Here is a 1,734-nt window from a genome sequence, read left to right on the forward strand (position 1 = left end):
TCTGCAAAGGCGCTTGTATTTCAGGTGGTTGTTGCTTAATGTTCTCTAACACTCCCTTCAGTACTGTTTTCATACCTTCTGAACAGCGGACGTCAAAACGTGTTGATTGTGCTGGTCCGACTACCTCGTCACATGTTTTTTTGCCTGCTTCTCTGGACTCTGCGACATAAGCAAATTTAATTTTCTGGCTGACTCCCGACTCTGGAACAGAGAGTGTGTGAAGCCCGGTATATCGATCCCTGACCAGAGCAAATGGCAACTCGGGCTCCATGCGCAGGGCTACGATATAGTCGTTGACCGTGAGGCTGGGTAAGTAATATTGACCATTTCTTGATTTCATCTCAAAGGTTGCCAGCGTCTGGTCTTTGGCTAATGTCAATTCCTGATCATGCTCTGGCAACCGGGCAGGTATGAGAACTTCGACCCCTTGCATGTGTTGATCATTGATATTGATACATTTGACATTGCCCTCTGCAGTCACATAAATATCCCCTGTCCACCGCCGGTAATCAGTGGAAGAATAGTTCTGCGTATCAAAAATTATGTGATTGACTCTTTTTGGCTTCTTCCGGTTCTCATAGTCCGTTAAATGACTCAATAACGGAGCCTGTTCCATGTGAACTGCCGGAATGTATTTTTCAGGAGCCTTATCACTACCAATAATCAACGCTTCGTTAACAGGTTGTGGCTCATGGTTCGTCCTCTGAGCTGATGCTGATGCCTCTTTCTCGTGGACTTGTGGCAGATCATGTACAGGAGCCTTATCACCACCAACCGCTGAGGCTTCGTTAATATAATCGTCAACAAAATGGTTCAGCAGATCACTGATCTGATGCCAGAAAGCAGGCCAACACTGAACTTCAGCGGCTTTCCACGCCCTTATCCGCTGATCAGCCGCCTGAAGATAAGACTGGTTAGCTGACATTTTCAACGTCTGTTTCTGTTCTTCCGTCAGGGGGAACACGCTACTGGCGTTTATGCCCGTCCGGCCAAACTTACGAGCAAACCAGTGTTGCTGCCAGTGTCGATACAGTGCCCCGGTGAGAATATCGTCCGACTCATCCGGCTTAAGGGAAAGACCTGCTGCCTGCCACTCCGTTTGAGCCAGTCTCGTGATGATTTCCGTTTTGTTCTGCTTTTTAGTCTGATGAGTGTTAATACAAATTACATGGTTTTTTTCATCAATACTGTTGTGATCATTGTGTCGTATTAACCAGGGTCGATCCATGCCCGATACCATCTGGTTGAGCCATTCGCAAAGCTCAGAATGAACTGCACTTTTATCTATGGCAAGAGCCGGTGATTCTGGCAGTTTCTCCAGCGAGAGGTCAGCTGCCATCAGATAAAGCCGGTAGTGCTGATTGAGGCATTGATGGAGTCCGTCATCGGTAAAATCGCCCTTGTTGAAAACCGCTTTGGCGACATTCTGTAAATCAAGGCTAGTGGGCTGCAACGGCAGGTTTTTCTGCTTCAGGCAAGCCCTCAATTGACAATGTTGCCGGGTCAGTTTTTCAGCCACGATTTTCCCCTGCAGGGTCTGTGGTAATACTTTCTCAGCAATGCTCTGCAACTCTGCCGGGTTATATTGCCGGATGGGCAAATGTCGGAAGCGCCCTTTCAGTGCCGGTGATAGCGGTTTTCGTCCGCTGTACTCAGGCGGGTTGATGGTCGCAAACAGGTGGAAACCCGGATGGGCGTCACCGGCCAGAATATCGTTCAGCTCACCTTCCAGAT

The 1,734-nt window shown here is 48.3% G+C and carries 1 protein-coding gene; it reads right to left on the reverse strand.

Annotation, left to right across the window (positions count from 1 at the left end):
- On the reverse strand, positions 1 to 1,734 hold a 1,734-nt coding region (locus KDK18_RS10685; RefSeq protein ID WP_257254886.1), incomplete at both ends, for a hypothetical protein.

Source organism: Endozoicomonas sp. SESOKO3, assembly GCF_024606255.1.